Source organism: Polaribacter butkevichii, from assembly GCF_038024105.1.
GTDB classification, from domain to species: Bacteria; Bacteroidota; Bacteroidia; order Flavobacteriales; family Flavobacteriaceae; genus Polaribacter; species Polaribacter butkevichii.
The window spans coordinates 1903990-1920612 of record NZ_CP150661.1 but is presented as its reverse complement, the minus strand read 5'-3'; the positions used below and the strand labels follow the sequence as shown (position 1 = coordinate 1920612).

Sequence of the window (16623 nt, the reverse complement as noted above, 5' to 3'; positions counted from 1 at the left end):
TTTATTGATATAAAAACAAAATTAAAGAGACATCTTAATAAATAAGGCTCTCTTTTACCAATCGTAGTTTTTATGTGCATCTAATCTAATAAAGATAAATAGTAAGATTGTAAACCCCCACAGAGAAGACCCTCCGTAGCTGAAAAATGGTAGCGGAATACCAACTGTTGGTAATAAGCCTATAACCATCCCTATATTTACTATAACATGAAAAAAGAGAATGGAGGCAACACTGTAGCCGTATATTCGTCCAAATTTATTATTATGAGTTTCTGATAGGTAAATTATTCTATACATCATCAACATAAATAAAATAATAACAAGACTGCTGCCTAAAAAACCCCATTCTTCACCAACAGTACTAAAAATATAATCGGTGTGTTGTTCGGGCACAAAATCTCCTTTTGTAATATCTCCTCTTAAAAAACCTTTACCTGCCCATCCTCCAGAACTAATTGTTAATTCAGATTGATAAGAATTATAACCGATATTGGTTTTGTCTGTTTTTAAGCCTAATAATACTTCAAAACGATCTCTATGGTGTTGTTTAAAGATATTATTGTACGCAAAGTCAGTTCCAAATGTAAAAAGAGTTGTAATTACATATATGGCTAAAACTTTGTGCCAATTAAAACGGAGAAATCTTTTACCACCTTTATAAACAGCATAAATAACTGCCATTGTAATTAAAATAAACAAGAACAATAAAACAGAAAGATATCCATATAAAATGGTTAAAATAAAAAGGAGTATAAATAACGATCCAAAAATGATGTAGTTAAGTGTTAATCCTTCTCTGTTTAAAACAAAAAAGAAGGCTAGATAAATTAAAGCAGAACCTGCATCTGGTTGTAAAGTAATTAAAAGTGCAGGTGTAAAAATAATTATAAAAGCCTTTATTTGGTTTTTAATTAATCCTAAATTGTATTGTCTATCACTTAATAGTTTGGCAACGGCAAGGGCAGTAAAGGCTTTTACAAACTCAGAGGGCTGTAAACTCATGCCTCCAAAGCTAAACCAAGATTTTGCACCATTTATTTCTTTTCCTAGTGGAAATAGAAGAATTAATATTATTAATGAGATGATGTAGAGTATACTAGAGTATTTTTCGTAAAATTTTGAATTAAAAAAAAGGATGATAACAATTAGTGGTACGCTTAAGGTTATCCAAAGAATTTGTTTTCCGTATTTTGTTGAAAAATCTAATATCTGATGATTTTCTTCTGTTTTTGACGCAGCATATATATTCATCCATCCAAAACCAACAAGTATGGTGAATAAAAAAACTAAAATCCAATCGATTTCTGCAAAAATGTTATTCCGTTCCTGTCGCAATGTCTTTTGGTTTTTGATTTATCTTGGCGTAAATATCTTCTAAACTTAAGTTTAACATGCGTTGCTCTCTATGTTTGTCTGCTTTAGAAATTTTACCAGTTAAATATTTTTCAATGAGTAGACTGGTAATAGGAGCCGCTATAGTAGAACCGTAACCTCCGTTTTCTACAAAAATAGCCAAAGCAATTTTAGGGTTTTCTTTTGGTGCAAAAGCAACTAATATAGAATGATCTGGAAGTTGAATTTTTTGACCATCAATTCTTATAAAGTTTTCTGCAGTACCTGTTTTTCCACAAATTTCAATACCTTCTACTTGGTTGTATTTTCCTGTACCTGTTTTAAAAACTTCATGCATTGCTTCAATAACCGGAGTAAAATATTTTTTGTCTATGGTTGTGTGTTTTGCAACGGTATATGTAGAATCTTTTATAGGTTTCTTATTCACTTCTTTTAATACATGTGGTGTGTAAAAATAGCCTTTGTTGGCAATTGCAGCGGTAAAATTAGCTAATTGAATAGGAGTTGTTAGTACTTCACCTTGTCCTATTGCATTTGATATTGTTGTAGATCCATTCCAATGGTATTTATAGACACCATCATAATATTTCCCACTCGGTATTAAACCTGGGCTTCCTGCCGGTAAGTCGTAGCCTAAATAATTACCCAAACCAAAACTGCTAATGTGTTTTTTCCAGGTATCTAATCCTTCTGATGGGTTGTTGTCTTTTTCTACAATTCTTTTATACGTGTTAGAAAAGTAAGTGTTACAAGATTTTGCAATAGCTGTTTTTAGTTTTATGGGTCTTCCTACAATTCCGCAATGGCAGCCCATAAAAGCACCAGCTCTGTTTCCGTATTTAAAACCATGATAACATTTAAAACCCGTTTCTTCTGTAATAACACGTTCTTGAAGACCTATTAAGGCATTCATCATTTTAAAAGGAGATCCAGGTGCATAGGTAGCCAATAAGCCTCTATCGTATGAGGGTTTGCTAATGGTGTCGTTAAAAAGTAGTATTGAGTTTTTAGATCGTTTTCTACCAACTAACATATTAGGGTTGTATGAGGGAGCTGTTACCAAAGCTAAAATTTCTCCGGTAGCAGGTTCTATAGCAACTATACCACCTCTTTTTCCTTTCATTAATTTTTGTGCATAACGTTGTAATTCTATGTCTAAAGTTAAAGTAAGGTCTTTTCCGTTTTGAGGTAATGTGTCATATTTACCATCTAAATAAGATCCAGTAACTCTATTTAAATTGTTTCTTTGAAGGTATTTTTTTCCTTTATTTCCCCTAAGATAATCTTCATACTGTCTTTCAATTCCATCTTTTCCAATTAATTCTCCTGGTTGATAATAAGGATTTTCTTTTGCTAACGTTTCATTTACTTCACCAATATACCCTAATACATTTGCAGCTGCATTTATTGGATATTTTCTAATAATTCTTTTTTGAATAAAGAAACCGGTGTATTTATGTAATTTTTCTTGAAGAAAAGCAAAATCTTCTTTTGCTAATTGTTTTAAAAAAACAGAAGGCAAATAAGAGGCGTAATTATTTGCTTTATGAAACCTTTTTAAGAAGTCCTCTTTGTCTATTTTTAATAGGTTACAAAACTCTATGGTGTCTAAAGGTTTAACTTGGTTGGGTTGTACCATAACATCGTAAGAAAGTTGGTTTGCAACTAATAGCTTTCCGTTTCTGTCGTATACATAACCTCTTTCTGGATAATTGTACTCGATTTTTACAGCAGAATTGTGTATTGGGTCATAGCTATCACCTCTAATTATTTGAAGTTGAAAAAGTCTTCCAATAAAAATGATACCAATAAGTGTAATTAAAAAATAGAGTAAAAAACTTCTCTTCATTATTCGTCTTTGGTAAAAATATAGGTTCCTATAAAAAATAATATCAAAGTAAATACACTAGAATATAATGTATTAAAAAAAACCATTGATAAATTTAGAAAGCTAAAATTAGCAAAAGAAAAATAGATAAGGTGATGAATTATTGTTAAAGTTACTACATAGTTAAAAACTTTACCAAAAGATTCTGATTTTAAAGTAAAGAAAGGGTAATCTGCAGGCATTTTTCTAAAATAAACTCTTATAAAAAATAATCTGATATAAGCGATAAACAACGTTGCAAATGCATGTATTCCTCCTGAATCTGAGAAGAAATCAACAAATAACCCTAGTAGAAAAGAAACGAATAAGAAAGTAAATCTTTCTTCCTTTACGGGGTATAGAAATACAAATGCTATATATAAATATGGGTTTATGTAACCTAAAAAATTAATGTTATTTAAGACTAAAACTTGCAAAAACAGCAAGAATAAAAAAAAGAAAATTTGATTAATACTTTTATTCATTACTTGTGTTTTCTAAAGATTGTATTTCTTCTTTATCTAAATTTCTAATGATATAAACATAACCAAGATTACTCATGTCGTTAAAAAGTTGTACGTCTACTTTGTTGTCTGCGGTATTACCGTGGTTTATTTTAGAAATGGTTCCAATAGGTATTCCTTCTGGAAAAATTGTAGATTTACCATCGGTTTCTATGGTGTCTCCTATTTTTAATGGAGCTTGTCTTGGTATGTCAGAAAGTTGTACAGTTCTATAATTACTACCGTCCCATCCTAAAGTTCCAAAGTAATTACTGTTTTTTAAGCGGGCATTAATTTTACTATTCTTATTTAAAATAGATTGAATTCTTGTGTAATTATTAGAAGTATTTTCTGTTATACCAATAACACCTCTGCTATTTATTACAGCCATTTCTTTGTCTATTTTTTGATTTTTACCTTTATTAATGGTTAAAAAATTAAAAGATTTCGAATAGTTGTTATTGATGATTTTTGCTTGGGTATAAGTGTATTTTTGATGGTATTTAGAAGAATCTACAATCATAGAATCCTTAGAAAAAAACAATTTATTTTTTTCTAATTGATTTTTAAGCTTTGTATTTTCTATCGATAAAAATTCATTTTCAGTCTTTAACCCTAGGTATTCTGTAGAGTTAGCTAGAGTAGTGTAAAGCCCACCTGTAATATTATTTGCAGAGTTTACAAATTTACTCTTATGAAAATTAAGGTTATTAAAAGTAAATGTTAGCGCAATGAGCTCTAACAATAAAAAAAACAGAAAATACTTAAACTTCTGAAAAAAATAGATAATCTGTTGCATTGTTAGAACTTAAAAAACACTATTTCATTAATACGTTTTTGTATTTTTTTAATTCTTTTAAAGCAATACCTGTTCCACGAACTACAGCTCTTAACGGGTCTTCAGCTACATATACAGGTAAATCTGTTTTTCTAGACAAACGTTTATCTAAACCTCTTAGCATAGAACCTCCTCCTGCTAAATAGATACCAGTGTTGTAAATATCTGCCGCTAATTCTGGTGGCGTTTTAGATAAAGTTTCCATAACAGCATCTTCAATTCTTAAAATAGATTTGTCTAATGCTTTGGCAATTTCTCTATAAGAAACTTGTACTTGTTTTGGTTTTCCGCTTAATAAATCTCTACCTTGAACCAACATTTCATCTGGTGGAGTTTCTAAATCTTCTGTAGCGGCACCAATGGTAATTTTTATTTTTTCTGCAGTTGTTTCTCCAACATGTAAATTGTGTTGCGTACGCATGTAATACATAATATCATTTGTAAACAAGTCTCCTGCAACTTTTACAGATTGATCGCAAACAATACCACCTAAAGCAATCACAGCAATTTCTGTTGTACCACCACCTATATCGATAATCATGTTTCCTTTAGGCTCCATAATATCTATACCTACACCAATAGCAGCAGCCATTGGTTCGTAAATTAAATAGATTTCTTTGGCATTCATGTGTTTAGCAGAATCACGAACAGCTCGTTTTTCTACCTCTGTAATTCCTGATGGAATACAAATAACCATTCTTAATGCTGGTGGAAATAACTTCTTTTTGATAGATGGAATTTGTTTTACAAATTCTTTAATCATTTGCTCAGAAGCTTCAAAATCTGCAATAACTCCGTCTTTTAAAGGACGGATTGTTTTAATATTTTCATGGGTTTTTCCTTGCATTAAATTGGCTTCCTTTCCAATTGCAATAATTTCTCCAGTAATCCTATTTCTTGCAACAATAGAAGGGCTATCAATAACCACCTTTCCATTGTGAATTATTAAAGTATTTGCGGTTCCTAAATCAATCGCAATATCTTCAGTCATAAAATCGAAAAAACCCATAAAATATCTTTGTGTTTTATTTTTGATGTAACCTTACAAACTTACTAAAATTCTGAGTGTAAATTACATATTAATCATTAATGTTTAAAATGTCTTGTTCCTGTCATAACCATAGATAAATTATGCTCATTACAATAATCGATACTTAATTGGTCTTTGATAGATCCACCAGGTTGAATAACACTTTTTATACCTGCTTTATCTGCAATTTCTACACAATCAGGAAAAGGGAAAAAAGCATCACTTGCCATTACAGATCCGTTTAAATCTAATTTAAAAGAATTTGCTTTTTCAATAGCTTGGTTTAAAGCATCAACTCTACTTGTTTGTCCTGTTCCTCCTGCTAATAATTGCTTGTTTTTTACAAGTATTATAGTGTTCGATTTTGTGTTTTTACACAATTTAGAAGCAAATAACAAATCATCTAACTCATTTTGAGTTGGTTTATTGTTAGTAACGTACTTTAAATCTGCTAATTTGTCTGTAATACTATCTTTATCCTGAACTAAAGAACCATTTAAACAAGTTCTTACAGTTGTAGTAGGTAATGCAGTGTCTTTCTGAATTAAAATAATTCTATTTTTCTTTCCTTTTAAAATAGTTAAAGCCTCTTCAGAAAAAGAAGGTGCAATTACAACTTCGCAAAATAAAGAATGAATTTCTTCTGCTGTTTCTTTATCTATTTCTGTATTTGCAATTAAAACACCACCAAAAGCAGAAACAGGGTCTCCTGCTAAAGCATCTACGTAAGCTTGTTTTAAGGTTTCTCTTTGTGCAAAACCACAAGCATTATTGTGTTTTAAAATTGCAAAAGTTGGTGCTTCTCCTTTAAATTCTCCAATTAAATTTACGGCAGCATCAACATCTAATAGATTGTTGTAGCTTAATTCTTTACCATGTAGTTTATCAAACATAGCATCTAAATCTCCAAAGAAATATCCTTTTTGATGAGGGTTTTCTCCGTAACGTAAAACATTAGAGTTTTGTTCACTTGCTTTATAAACGATTTCATCTTCGTTAAAATAGTTAAAGATAGCAGTGTCATAATGAGAAGAAATATTAAATGCTTTTGCAGCAAATTTCTTTCTTTGAGAAATTGTTGTTTCTCCGTTGTTTTCTGAAATAATGTTTAAAAAGCCATCATATTGATCCATAGAAGAAACAATAAAAGTATCTTTAAAATTCTTTGCAGCAGCTCTTATTAAAGAGATTCCTCCAATATCAATTTTTTCAACAATATCTTGTTCAGATGCTCCAGAAGCAACTGTTTTTTCAAATGGATATAAATCTACAATTACTAAATCTATTTGTGGAATATTATATTCTGCTAACTCTGCAACATCGCTTTCGTTGTCTTGTCTGTTTAGAATTCCTCCAAAAACTTTTGGATGCAATGTTTTAACTCTACCACCAAGTATAGATGGGTAAGAGGTAACCTCGTCTACCGGAATTACGTTGATTCCTAAATCTTTAATAAATTTCTCTGTTCCACCTGTAGAATAGATGGTTACATTCAATTCATTTAATTTTTTTACAACTGGTTCTAGACCGTCTTTGTGAAATACCGAAATTAATGCGGATTTAATTGTTTTTGAAGTGCTCATTTAGTGTTGTGTTGTTAAGCGTGCAAATTTAGGAAAACCAATCTTCTAAGACAATAAAAGATAGTAACAAAACAAGCAAGTAATTAACAACAAACGATTAATGATATTTTTATGATGAGAAAACAGAAAAATGCTACTCAGCATTGTCTAAAAAATCTCGAAACCAAACAATAAAATGATCTAAAATAGAGTCGTTTTTAATATCAGGATTAGATTCTGAGTTTTTTGAAAGAAATGTGGCAGAAGATTCGTGTTTTCTCATTGTTTTAAGACTTGATAATTAGAAATTATATTATATTCATCAAATCTAAGAATAATTTAAATAAAAATCAATAAAATCAAAGAATCTTTGGTAATTCTTTGCAAATGTACTCTAAAAAAGCTTCGTCTTTTGCGGAAAATGTATTTGCAGTATGAGAATCTATGTCTATTTGACCAATATTTTCTCCGTTCACAAAAATAGGTATTACAATTTCAGATTTCACTTTCCATCCGCAAGAAATATAATTGTCTTGTGCAGAAACGTCTTGTACTACAAAGTTTTCATTACTTACAGCAACCTGACCACAAATACCTTTGCCAAAAGGAATAATGGTGTGTTCAGTTTCTTCTCCGGTGTACTGCGCTAGTTTTAATTCGTTTTTATCTCCGTTTTTAAAATAGAAACCAACCCAATCATAGTAAGAGATTTCTTTTTCTAAATAATCACAGATAGCTTGTAGCTTTTCATCTTTTGTTTTATTAGATAAAATAATTTTGTCTATTTGTTCTTGTAAAATTTCTATATTCATTTTGTATATTCGTTCTAGATATAAATGGCTAAATTAAATTAAAAATTATTGTGAAAAAAAATAAAAGTATCATCATTTTTCTGATTAAGTTTTTTGTTACTTATTTTTTATTAGTAACTTTTTATAATAGTTACTTACAAAAGTCTCAGCAAAAAGGTGATGTTTTTAAAACTTCATCAATAACAAAAGCGGTAGCAGATCAAACTGTTAAAGTGCTTTCCTTTTTTGGTTATCAGGTAGCGGCTATTCAGCATGATAAAGAAGTATCTGTTAAATTAATTATAGAAGGGCAATATACAGCAAGGGTTATCGAGGGGTGTAATTCTATTAGTTTAATTATTCTATTTATTTCATTTATTATAGCCTTTTCTGGGGCTTTTAAAGCTACTTTTCTATTTGCCGTTTTTGGTAGTGTTTTTATTTATATAGTTAATGTGTTAAGAATAGCTTTTTTAACAGTTATGATTTATAAATATCCACATAAAGTAGGGCTTTTACATGATTTAGTTTTTCCTGCAATTATTTATGGTACTATTTTTCTACTTTGGGTAGTGTGGGTTAATAAATTTTCTAATTTCAAAAAATGAATAAATACATTAAAATAGCACTCGTTTTAATTCTTTTTCTATTACTATTTGTGGTAAGATCAGTTAGTTCAGAATTATTTTATGATCCTTTAGTAGTGTATTTTAAAAATGATTATTTATATAAAAGTGTTTATAATGTAGATATCTGGCGTTTAACTGTAAATATGTTTTATAGATATTTGTTAAATTCGATAATATCATTAAGTTTAATTTGGGTGCTTTTTGAAAGAAAAGATTATCTTAAATTTTCTAGTTTTTTCCTGATGATTGCCTTTATGATTCTTATTGTGGTTTTTGTATTTTTAATTCGTGATAATTTTCAAAGCGGTTATTTACTCCCTTTTTATATTCGTAGATTTATCATTCATCCAATATTTTTGTTAATATTATTACCTGCATTTTATTATCAAAAATTAAGTAATAGATAATTAAATTATCTTGTTGTAAATTTGCAAAAGCAATGAAACAGTTTTTTTCTAAAATAGCGTCTTTTTTATTAGCACTTTTAGTGTTGTTTTCTACCTTTTCTTTTACGGTAGAAAAACATTATTGTGGAGATTCTTTAATGGATGTTTCTTTTGTAGGGAATGTAGATAGTTGTGGAGATGAAATGGAAGCAATTAATGTAAAGAAAAATTGTTGCAAAGATGAAGTTCATCATATTAAAGGTCAAGACCAGTTAAGACAAACTCAAATAGATGATTTTGATTTTTCTAAACAACAGTTTTTAGTTGCTTTAGACGTAGCTTACAGCAATCTATTTGTAGAAAAAGAATCTCAGAAAACCCACTATAAAGACCTTTGTCCGCCAAATGTTCACAGCGATTATCAGGTTTTGTATCAATCTTTTTTAATTTGATTTTTAAATTATTATTTCAGATAGATTCCTTTTTTTAAAGGAAACTTAGAAGTGTGATTAATAAAATTTAAATAATGATAAAAAAGATATTAAGTAGTTTCTTTCTACTTTTTCCATTCATAATTTTCTCTCAAACAACTTTTAAAGGGATGATTATGGATAAAAATACCCCAAAAGATAATTTAGGGGTAGAAGGAGCAAGTGTGCATTGGTTGCATACAAATGTTAGTGCTATTACAAATAAAAAAGGATGGTTTTCTATTCCTTATAAAGAAGAATATAAGAAATTAGTTGTAAATTATTTAGGTTATAAAACCGATACAATTTCAATAACAAACCTAAAAGCTATTCATCATTTTTTAACGGAACAAAGTGAGTTAAAAGAGGTAATTGTTAAAGCTAAAAAGAAGGCAACTTATAAATCGTTCTTGTCAACGACTAATATGTTTACTGTTAATTCAGGCGAATTATTAAAAGCTGCTTGCTGTAATTTGGCAGAAAGTTTTGAAACCAATCCATCTATAGATGTTAGTTTTTCTGATGCTTTAACGGGTACAAAGCAAATACAAATGTTAGGTTTAACAAGTCCGTATTTGTCAATTACACAAGAAAATATTCCTTCGGTAAAAGGTGCGAGTCAGGTTTTTGGAATGACATTTACACCTGGTACATGGGTAGAAAGTATTCAAATTACAAAAGGAGCGGGTTCTGTAGTAAATGGTTATGAGAGTATATCCGGACAAATAAATGCAGAATTGGTAAAGCCTTTTTCTGATAATAAATTCTTTTTAAATGCCTATTCTTCTTTAAATGGTAGGTTAGAACTAAACACACATTTTAATCAAAAAATATCCGATAAATGGGCTACAGGTGTTTATATTCATGGAAACTATAGAGGAGAAAAGTTTGATAAAAACAACGATAATTTTCTAGACAGTCCTTTGGCTAATCAGATTAATGTTATGAATAGATGGCAATATATTGATGTAGAAAAAGGTTGGGTGAGTTTTATAAATGTTCGTTTTTTAAATGATGAAAAACAAACAGGCGAGCTTAATTTTAATCCTACATTAGATAAAGGGACAGTAAATGCATGGGGAAGTGAAATAGACACAAAACGTTTTGAAACTTCAGCAAAATTAGGCTATGTTTTTCCTGAGTTGCCTTTTCAAAGTGTGAGTCTTCAGTTTGCCTATAGCAATCATCAACAAGATTCTTATTTTGGACTAAGAACTTACGAGATAGAACATGAAAGTATCTTTTCTAACATTATTTTTAACTCAATCATAGGAGATACCAGAAATAAGTTTAAAACAGGTATTAGTTTTACGCATGATAATTACGAAGAATTGGTAAGTATTACTAATTATGATAGAAAAGAAACATCTGCAGGTGCCTTTTTTGAATATGCCTTTGATAATCTAAACGATTTTAGTTTAACGGCAGGTTTGCGTATAGATACTCATAATTTATTAGCAACTTTTGTAACGCCAAGAATTCATGCAAGATATGTACCTTGGGAAAATAGTGTTTTTAGGGCTTCAGCTGGACGAGGGAAAAGAAGCGCAAATATTTTTGCGGAAAATCAACAATTTTTTGCAAGTTCTAGACAAATAAAGGTTGATGATGTTGGTGGTAATGTCTATGGGTTAAATCCGGAAGTTGCCTGGAATTATGGTGTTTCTTACATGCAGAAATTTAATATTTTTGATAAAAAAGGAGATATTACTTTTGATTTTTATCAAACAGATTTTACAAACCAAGTAGTAGTAGACTGGGAGAATCCGCAAGAAATATCATTTTATAATTTAAAAGGAAATAGTATTGCCAATAGTTTTCAAGTAGAAGTAAATTACAACATTGCGCCGTATTTTAATTTTAGAACCGCGTATAAATATTTCGATATTTCTACAGAATATATAGCTGGTAATTTGCAAAAACCAATGCATCCTAAAAACAGGTTTTTTGCCAATCTTTCTTATGAAACTCCGGCGAAAGAAACTGGGGCTCAATGGAAATTTGACGTTACCTTTAATAATATAGGTAAACAACGTTTACCAAATACAGCTTCAAATCCTGCACAATATCAATTGCCGTCACATTCAGATTCTTACCAATTGTTAAACGCTCAGATAACCAAGGTGTTTTCAAACAAATTTGAAATGTATGCAGGTGTAGAGAATTTGACCAACGTTCAACAAGAAAATCCTATTTTAGCAAGTGATGATCCTTTTGGTTCGTATTTTGATAGTACCATTGTGTACTCGCCAATTTTTGGAAGGGCAATGTATGCTGGTTTACGATTTAAAATTAAGTAATAATTAAATATAATTAAGAGGAACAAAGCAACTTCATTAACGTAATAAAACACACAGAATGTTGAGTTGTAGTTCTTATAAATAAAATCAATAAAAATGAAAAAAATAATTTTAGTATTCAGTTTGTTTTTGATCGGGTTTTCGGTTCAATCACAAGAAGTAAAAAAGAAAAAAAGTGCAAAAATTACCTTTGAGGTAGATGGTATTTGTGGTATGTGTAAAAAAAGAATAGAAACTGCTGCTTTAAAAACTAAAGGCGTAAAATTTGCAATTTGGAGTGTAGAAACACATCAGTTAAATTTAATTTTAGATGAGCGTAAAACAGATGTAGCAACTGTGCAACAAAATATTTTAGCAGTTGGTCATGATGTTTTTGATGCTGATGATAAAAAAGTTGTGGCAACCACAGAAGCGTATAATTCTGTACATCCTTGTTGTAAATACAGAGATGAAGAAATTATCTTAGACCATAATGGAGATTTGAAAAAACAAAAGAAACAGTAATTTAATTTATTTAAATAAAAAATCCGATAGAAATAGTTCTATCGGATTTTTTTATTCTCATTTTTTACAAAATAGTAAAAAACTTATCTGTAGTTCTTTGTTTCTACATCATTCCTGGCATTCCACCACCCATTGGAGGCATACCTGCAGCAGGAGTATCTTCTTTAATTTCTACTAAAGCACATTCGGTTGTAAGAATCATACCTGCAACAGATGCAGCGTTTTCTAATGCAACACGAGTTACTTTTTTAGGGTCTATAATTCCTGCTTCTAGCATATCAACATAAACATCGTTTTTAGCATCGTAACCAAAGTCTTTTTTACCTTCTAAAACTTTATTAATTACTACAGAACCTTCACCACCTGCATTTTCTACAATTGTTCTTAAAGGAGCTTCAATTGCTCTATTTACAATTTGTACACCTGTAGTTTCGTCTAAGTTATCAGTTGTAATTTTTTCTAAAACTTTTTTAGCACGCACTAAAGCAACACCACCACCGGCAACAATACCTTCTTCAACAGCAGCTCTTGTAGCATGTAAAGCATCATCAACTCTGTCTTTTTTCTCTTTCATTTCTACTTCAGAAGCAGCGCCAACATATAAAACGGCAACACCACCAGCTAATTTAGCTAAACGTTCTTGTAGTTTTTCTTTGTCGTAATCAGAAGTTGTAGTTTCTATTTGTGCTTTTATTTGGTTTACTCTTGTTTTAATAGCTTCTGCATTACCAGATCCATTTACAATAGTAGTATTGTCTTTATCAACAGTAATTGTTTCTGCTGTACCTAATAAGTCTAAAGTTGCGTTTTCTAAAGAGAAACCTCTTTCTTCAGAAATTACGGTTCCACCTGTTAAGATTGCGATGTCTTCTAACATTGCTTTTCTTCTGTCTCCAAAACCAGGAGCTTTTACAGCAGCAATTTTTAAACCACCACGTAATTTATTTACCACTAAAGTAGCCAATGCTTGTCCGTCTACATCTTCAGCAATAATTAATAATGGTCTTCCAGATTGAGAAACTGGTTCTAGAATTGGAAGAATTTCTTGTAAGTTAGAAATCTTTTTATCAAATAATAAGATATAAGGATTTTCTAAATCAGCAATCATTTTATCTGCATCTGTAACAAAGTAAGGAGATAAATAACCTCTGTCAAATTGCATACCTTCTACAACATCAACATAAGTTTCCATTCCTTTTGCTTCTTCAACAGTAATAACACCTTCTTTACCTACTTTAGAAAAAGCAGTAGCAATTAACTCGCCAATAGTGTTATCGTTATTTGCAGAAATAGCAGCAACTTGTTTTATTTTGTCTGAAGAATTACCAACTTTTTTAGTTTGTTTTTCTAAATCAGCAATAATTGCAGCTACAGCTTTGTCTATTCCACGTTTTAAATCCATAGGATTTGCGCCTGCAGCAACATTTTTTAAACCTTCTTTTACAATTGCTTGAGCAAGAACAGTAGCAGTAGTTGTACCATCACCAGCTAAATCGTTGGTTTTAGAAGCTACTTCTTTTACCATTTGCGCACCCATATTTTCTAACTCATTCTCTAGCTCAATTTCTTTTGCTACAGAAACTCCATCTTTAGTAACGGTTGGAGCGCCAAAAGATTTAGAAATAATTACATTTCTTCCTTTTGGACCTAAAGTTACTTTTACTGCATTTGCTAAAGCATCAACTCCACGTTTTAATCCGTCTCTTGCTTCAATATCAAATTTTATATGTTTTGCCATTTTTTAAATATGCTTTATGCTTTAGGCTATATGCTGTTAGCAAAAACCGAAAGCTAGTTTATTATTTTAATTTTTGTTTTAAGGAATAAATTTTCCTTTTTATTATATTAATTTCTTCAGTTAAATTAATAAATGATGTTTCATTAATATAATTTAAATCTTTTGAAAGAATTAATTGATATTCAACTTCTGATGCAGAGCCTAAAGCTATTGTTAAAAAACGATTGAATTCAGCGTCACTATCTCTACCACAACCTTCACTAATGTTGGTTGGTATTGAAGATGAGGCTCTTCTTATTTGGGAAACAAGACCATATATTTCATCTTTAGGATAAGACTTTGTGGCATCATATATTTTTAATGTAAATACATGACTTAGTTTCCAAATATCATATTTTTTAAAATCTTTCATAGCTTAAAGCTTATTGCATAAGGCTTAAAGCGAATTAAATAATTGCTAAAATGTCGCTTTCACGCATCATTAAATAATCTTTACCTTCTAACTTTAAATCAGTTCCACCATACTTGCTATATAAAACAGTGTCACCAATTTTAACGGTTAAAGGTTCATCTACTTTACCATTACCAATGGCAACAACAGTTCCTTGTTGTGGTTTTTCCTTTGCGTTATCTGGTATAATTAATCCCGACGCTGTTTTTGTTTCTGCTGGAGCAGGTTCTACAAGAACTCTGTCTGCTAAAGGTTTAATGTTTAATCCCATTTTTATAAATTTTGATTAATTAAAATATGTTTTACGTTTGTTAAATGGTCAGAAATTGTGCCATTACGTTAAAACTGACAATTTTTCTTTGATTGATTTTATTGCTGAATTTTAAGCATAAAAAAATGCCAACGTGTCATTTTCGTTGGCATTTTTAAAGTTGTTTTAACGGATAATTATTTTAAACTATCGTTCGTTGCAGGAGTTGTGTTTTCTACTGGAGTTGTAGTTTCAATACCATCTAAAGTATTTTTTAACTCAAAATTGTTGTCTCCATCTCTTGGAATTGCAAAATTTGCTAATAAAATTAATGCAAACATAGCAATTGCTAAAGTCCAAGTTGTTCTGTCTAAAAAATTGTTAGTGTTTTGTACACCACCTAAAGATTGTGCTCCACCACCTCCAAAAGAAGAAGATAACCCTCCACCTTTAGGATTTTGAACCATCACTATTAAGATTAATGCAATGGCTACAATCAAAATTAGAATTAAAAATGCTGTGTAACTCATGATTTATTTTTTTGTAAAATTTGTATTCTTTTAATTTGGTCTGCAAAGAAACCACTTTTTTCTGGATATTTCAAACTTAAAATTCTATAAGCTTGCATTGCGTTTTCATACTTTTTTTGTTCTAAATAAACTTTTGCCAAAGTTTGGGTCATTAAAGAAGAATCTTGACTGTTTTTTGCAACGGGTACTGTTACTATTTTATCTTTAGCTAAAGGGGTTATTTTAGGGTTGTTTTCTATGAAATTATTGATTAATTCTTCTTTCTTGTTAGGTTTTTCAACCTTTTTAATGGTTTCTTTTACTTCTCTTACAATTGGTTTTCTGGTAGAAATCTGAAGCCATTCTCTAAAGGAGTGATTTTCTGTTGATGAAAAAGGAATTGGTTTTCCGATTTCTAATTCAGATTTTATTTCTTCTACTTTTATTTCATTTGTTTTTTCTGAAGCTTCAATAGGCTTTTTTATAGCAGGTTCTGTTGTTGTGGAACTTATTTTATTTATTTTTTCTTCTGATATTTTTTCAACAATCTGTTGATGAATATCTTCTTTTTGATTGTTAAAGTCGTTAGAAGTAATGTAGTTGAATAAAACCGTTCTGTCTGTGGTGTATGAAGCGGTAATTTTTAATTCGTTATTATATTTAAAGCTATCTTGGTTTTTTAATCCTTTTAAATACAGGGCTCTGGCTGTTTGAAAATACGGATATTTTTCAACAACAGCTTTTAATTCAGCAGTTTCTACTTCCTGAATTTTAGTTTTGTGTTCTATTAGATTTATAAAAGTGGCTGTTTTCAAATTGTGTCTTTTTTCAATGTTGAAGGTTAAACCTTGCTTTGTTTACCATTTGGCAACAGAAGCGTTAAAGATATCTTGTGTAATTCTTTCTAAAATTTCATCAAAAGCAGCTTCTAAAACACTATCAGTAAGTTGTGCATCAGCAGCGAAATCTGAGTAGAAAGAAAATTGTTTTTCAAAGTCGTCTTTTTCTACAAGCTTATTTACAAAACGAACGTTAACCGTAATGGTAAGTCTGTTTTGCGCTGCTGTTTGGTCAGACGTTGCACTCATTGGTGTAATTCTATATCCTGTAATTTCTCCACTAAAGTATAAATCTCCATTAGAAGTTACTGTAGTTAAGTTGGTTTGTCTGGTAAATAAATCGAGCATTTCTTGAGTAAAACGCTGACTTAAATTAGGTTCTACTAAAGGTGCTTGGTTAGGAAAAAAATCTATTTGCAAAGTTTTTGCGTCTCCTGTGCTTCCTCCTGTAAAAGAATAAGCGCCACAAGCCACTAATAGTAACGAGCTAATTGTAAATAGCGTTATGTAAAATATTTTTTTCATCGATTTTGTATGGTCGAGCGCAGTCGAGACCTAAAATAGTTACTTATTATAACCTCCCGACTGCACTCGAGGGGTGTT

Annotated in this window: 19 protein-coding genes; 5 read left to right on the top strand and 14 right to left on the bottom strand. The window is 30.3% G+C overall.

Annotated features, from left to right (window positions below; genetic code table 11):
• Nucleotides 1–54 precede the first annotated feature (54 nt).
• The 8 genes from rodA to WG951_RS08020 all read right to left on the bottom strand — a co-directional run bounded on the left by rodA (nucleotide 55) and on the right by WG951_RS08020 (nucleotide 7965).
• On the bottom strand, nucleotides 55–1335 hold the full coding sequence (gene rodA / locus WG951_RS08055; RefSeq protein ID WP_105050285.1) for a rod shape-determining protein RodA: 1281 nt from the start codon (nucleotides 1333–1335) through the stop codon (nucleotides 55–57).
• Entirely contained in the window at nucleotides 1316–3202 is a 1887-nt protein-coding gene (mrdA, locus tag WG951_RS08050; RefSeq protein WP_105050286.1) for a penicillin-binding protein 2, read from the bottom strand. The genes rodA and mrdA overlap by 20 nt, the downstream gene beginning before the upstream one ends.
• On the bottom strand, nucleotides 3202–3705 hold the full coding sequence (mreD, locus tag WG951_RS08045) for a rod shape-determining protein MreD (RefSeq protein WP_105050287.1): 504 nt from the start codon (nucleotides 3703–3705) through the stop codon (nucleotides 3202–3204). The genes mrdA and mreD overlap by 1 nt, the downstream gene beginning before the upstream one ends.
• Nucleotides 3698–4522 (bottom strand): rod shape-determining protein MreC, encoded by an 825-nt coding sequence (gene mreC / locus WG951_RS08040; protein WP_105050288.1) that lies wholly within the window; start codon nucleotides 4520–4522, stop codon nucleotides 3698–3700. The genes mreD and mreC overlap by 8 nt, the downstream gene beginning before the upstream one ends.
• 19 nt (nucleotides 4523–4541) lie before the next feature.
• Nucleotides 4542–5570 carry a rod shape-determining protein gene (locus tag WG951_RS08035; RefSeq protein ID WP_105050289.1) on the bottom strand — a complete coding sequence of 343 codons (1029 nt, stop codon included), beginning with the start codon at nucleotides 5568–5570 and terminating at the stop codon, nucleotides 4542–4544.
• Nucleotides 5571–5647: 77 nt separating this feature from the next.
• Nucleotides 5648–7174 (bottom strand): bifunctional phosphoribosylaminoimidazolecarboxamide formyltransferase/IMP cyclohydrolase, encoded by a 1527-nt coding sequence (gene purH / locus WG951_RS08030; RefSeq protein WP_105050290.1) that lies wholly within the window; start codon nucleotides 7172–7174, stop codon nucleotides 5648–5650.
• 133 nt (nucleotides 7175–7307) lie between these two features.
• Complete coding sequence (locus WG951_RS08025; protein ID WP_262510188.1) at nucleotides 7308–7436, bottom strand: hypothetical protein; 129 nt, start codon at nucleotides 7434–7436, stop codon at nucleotides 7308–7310.
• Nucleotides 7437–7512: 76 nt separating this feature from the next.
• Nucleotides 7513–7965: a GAF domain-containing protein gene (locus tag WG951_RS08020; RefSeq protein ID WP_105050291.1), complete on the bottom strand. Its 453-nt coding sequence runs from the start codon at nucleotides 7963–7965 to the stop codon at nucleotides 7513–7515.
• Between the two features lie 50 nt (nucleotides 7966–8015).
• Here WG951_RS08020 and xrtF point away from each other — a divergent pair, with 50 nt between their 5' ends.
• The 5 genes from xrtF to WG951_RS07995 all read left to right on the top strand — a co-directional run bounded on the left by xrtF (nucleotide 8016) and on the right by WG951_RS07995 (nucleotide 12233).
• Nucleotides 8016–8552 (top strand): exosortase family protein XrtF, encoded by a 537-nt coding sequence (gene xrtF, locus WG951_RS08015; RefSeq protein WP_105050292.1) that lies wholly within the window; start codon nucleotides 8016–8018, stop codon nucleotides 8550–8552.
• Nucleotides 8549–8980 carry an exosortase F system-associated membrane protein gene (locus WG951_RS08010; RefSeq protein WP_105050293.1) on the top strand — a complete coding sequence of 144 codons (432 nt, stop codon included), beginning with the start codon at nucleotides 8549–8551 and terminating at the stop codon, nucleotides 8978–8980. Before xrtF ends, WG951_RS08010 begins: the two co-directional genes overlap by 4 nt.
• Before the next feature lie 32 nt (nucleotides 8981–9012).
• Entirely contained in the window at nucleotides 9013–9411 is a 399-nt protein-coding gene (locus WG951_RS08005; RefSeq protein WP_105050294.1) for an HYC_CC_PP family protein, read from the top strand.
• Nucleotides 9412–9566: 155 nt separating this feature from the next.
• Nucleotides 9567–11729: a TonB-dependent receptor gene (locus WG951_RS08000; RefSeq protein WP_245893550.1), complete on the top strand. Its 2163-nt coding sequence runs from the start codon at nucleotides 9567–9569 to the stop codon at nucleotides 11727–11729.
• A 96-nt stretch (nucleotides 11730–11825) separates the two neighbouring features.
• Nucleotides 11826–12233, top strand: coding sequence for a heavy-metal-associated domain-containing protein (locus WG951_RS07995; RefSeq protein ID WP_105050296.1), 408 nt, complete (start codon nucleotides 11826–11828; stop codon nucleotides 12231–12233).
• A 103-nt stretch (nucleotides 12234–12336) separates the two neighbouring features.
• Here the strand turns inward: WG951_RS07995 and groL are convergent, their stop codons facing one another.
• The 6 genes from groL to lptE all read right to left on the bottom strand — a co-directional run bounded on the left by groL (nucleotide 12337) and on the right by lptE (nucleotide 16545).
• The gene (gene groL / locus WG951_RS07990; protein WP_105050297.1) at nucleotides 12337–13971 is read right to left on the bottom strand and encodes a chaperonin GroEL; all 1635 of its coding nucleotides are present in this window, start codon (nucleotides 13969–13971) and stop codon (nucleotides 12337–12339) included.
• A gap of 61 nt (nucleotides 13972–14032) precedes the next feature.
• Complete coding sequence (locus WG951_RS07985; RefSeq protein ID WP_105050298.1) at nucleotides 14033–14383, bottom strand: four helix bundle protein; 351 nt, start codon at nucleotides 14381–14383, stop codon at nucleotides 14033–14035.
• A gap of 34 nt (nucleotides 14384–14417) precedes the next feature.
• Complete coding sequence (locus WG951_RS07980) at nucleotides 14418–14693, bottom strand: co-chaperone GroES (protein WP_105050299.1); 276 nt, start codon at nucleotides 14691–14693, stop codon at nucleotides 14418–14420.
• 176 nt (nucleotides 14694–14869) lie between these two features.
• Complete coding sequence (secG, locus tag WG951_RS07975; protein WP_105050300.1) at nucleotides 14870–15202, bottom strand: preprotein translocase subunit SecG; 333 nt, start codon at nucleotides 15200–15202, stop codon at nucleotides 14870–14872.
• Complete coding sequence (locus WG951_RS07970) at nucleotides 15199–15996, bottom strand: hypothetical protein (RefSeq protein WP_105050301.1); 798 nt, start codon at nucleotides 15994–15996, stop codon at nucleotides 15199–15201. Before WG951_RS07970 ends, secG begins: the two co-directional genes overlap by 4 nt.
• Nucleotides 15997–16038: 42 nt before the next feature.
• Nucleotides 16039–16545: an LptE family protein gene (gene lptE, locus WG951_RS07965; protein ID WP_105050302.1), complete on the bottom strand. Its 507-nt coding sequence runs from the start codon at nucleotides 16543–16545 to the stop codon at nucleotides 16039–16041.
• Nucleotides 16546–16623: the final 78 nt, after the last annotated feature.

Excerpts from the sequence above, each read along its gene's own strand:
- mrdA (WP_105050286.1), bottom strand. The coding sequence starts at position 3,202 with ATGAAGAGAAGTTTTTTACTCTATTTTTTAATTACACTTATTGGTATC.
- mreD (WP_105050287.1), bottom strand. The coding sequence starts at position 3,705 with ATGAATAAAAGTATTAATCAAATTTTCTTTTTTTTATTCTTGCTGTTT.
- mreC (WP_105050288.1), bottom strand. The coding sequence starts at position 4,522 with ATGCAACAGATTATCTATTTTTTTCAGAAGTTTAAGTATTTTCTGTTT.
- WG951_RS08035 (WP_105050289.1), bottom strand. The coding sequence starts at position 5,570 with ATGGGTTTTTTCGATTTTATGACTGAAGATATTGCGATTGATTTAGGA.
- purH (WP_105050290.1), bottom strand. The coding sequence starts at position 7,174 with ATGAGCACTTCAAAAACAATTAAATCCGCATTAATTTCGGTATTTCAC.
- WG951_RS08025 (WP_262510188.1), bottom strand. The coding sequence starts at position 7,436 with ATGAGAAAACACGAATCTTCTGCCACATTTCTTTCAAAAAACTCAGAA.
- WG951_RS08020 (WP_105050291.1), bottom strand. The coding sequence starts at position 7,965 with ATGAATATAGAAATTTTACAAGAACAAATAGACAAAATTATTTTATCT.
- WG951_RS08010 (WP_105050293.1), top strand. The coding sequence starts at position 8,549 with ATGAATAAATACATTAAAATAGCACTCGTTTTAATTCTTTTTCTATTA.
- WG951_RS08005 (WP_105050294.1), top strand. The coding sequence starts at position 9,013 with ATGAAACAGTTTTTTTCTAAAATAGCGTCTTTTTTATTAGCACTTTTA.
- WG951_RS08000 (WP_245893550.1), top strand. The coding sequence starts at position 9,567 with ATGGATAAAAATACCCCAAAAGATAATTTAGGGGTAGAAGGAGCAAGT.
- WG951_RS07995 (WP_105050296.1), top strand. The coding sequence starts at position 11,826 with ATGAAAAAAATAATTTTAGTATTCAGTTTGTTTTTGATCGGGTTTTCG.
- groL (WP_105050297.1), bottom strand. The coding sequence starts at position 13,971 with ATGGCAAAACATATAAAATTTGATATTGAAGCAAGAGACGGATTAAAA.
- WG951_RS07985 (WP_105050298.1), bottom strand. The coding sequence starts at position 14,383 with ATGAAAGATTTTAAAAAATATGATATTTGGAAACTAAGTCATGTATTT.
- WG951_RS07980 (WP_105050299.1), bottom strand. The coding sequence starts at position 14,693 with ATGGGATTAAACATTAAACCTTTAGCAGACAGAGTTCTTGTAGAACCT.
- secG (WP_105050300.1), bottom strand. The coding sequence starts at position 15,202 with ATGAGTTACACAGCATTTTTAATTCTAATTTTGATTGTAGCCATTGCA.
- lptE (WP_105050302.1), bottom strand. The coding sequence starts at position 16,545 with ATGAAAAAAATATTTTACATAACGCTATTTACAATTAGCTCGTTACTA.